The sequence below is a fragment of the Pseudomonas sp. P5_B2 genome (assembly GCF_056400445.1).
In genome coordinates this window covers 1-741 of sequence record NZ_JBFULH010001303.1, presented here as the reverse complement: position 1 = coordinate 741, position 741 = coordinate 1, and the positions used below count along the sequence as shown (strand labels likewise).

1 protein-coding gene is annotated in these 741 nt (G+C 54.5%); it reads left to right on the top strand.

Annotated features, from left to right (window positions below; all coding sequences use genetic code 11):
- Positions 1-741: DUF1254 domain-containing protein (locus tag AC1DRJ_RS30885; protein ID WP_477805451.1), on the top strand; the 741-nt coding region annotated here is incomplete at both ends.

Genomic DNA, 741 nt, shown 5'->3' with positions numbered 1-741 from the left:
TCGCCACGCCCAACAGTGATACGCCCTACTCCATGGTCTGGCTGGATCTGCGTGCGCAACCCATGGTCATTTCCGTGCCCGCCGTCGAAATCAAACGTTATTACTCGGTGCAGTTCATCGATGGCAACACTTATAACTTCGGCTACATAGGCAGTCGCGCCACTGGCACGGAGCCAGGCGCTTACTTGGTCGTTGGCCCTGACTGGAAAGGTTCGATACCTGCCGGAATCGAAAACGTCTTTCACTCGACCACCCCCTTCGCGCTCACTATTTTTCGCACCCAACTCTTCGGTCCGGAGGACATGCCAAACGTAGTGAAGGTTCAAGCCGGGTACAAGGTGCAGCCACTCTCGGCATTCCTCAAACAACCTGCCCCGGCCGCCGCACCTGACACTGATTTCCCTCCGGCCACAACCGCAGGCATCAACGACAACTTTTACCCGTATCTGGAAGCCGCACTTCAATTCGTACCAGAAACCCCAGCGGATAAAGAACTTCGCGCCAGACTCGCCACCATCGGTATCGGGCCGGAAAAGACCGTTGAGTTCAAAGATCTTCCTATGGAGCACAAAGCAGCCATTTCGCTCGCCATGAAGGACGGTGACGAGAAAATTTCAAGGTATCTGTCGCAAGGAATGAAGCGAATCAATGGGTGGACAGTCGGCTCCCTCTTCGGAGACGAAGCCTTTTATAACAATAATTGGTTAAAGCGCGCCGCCGCTGCGAAGGCTGGCATTTATG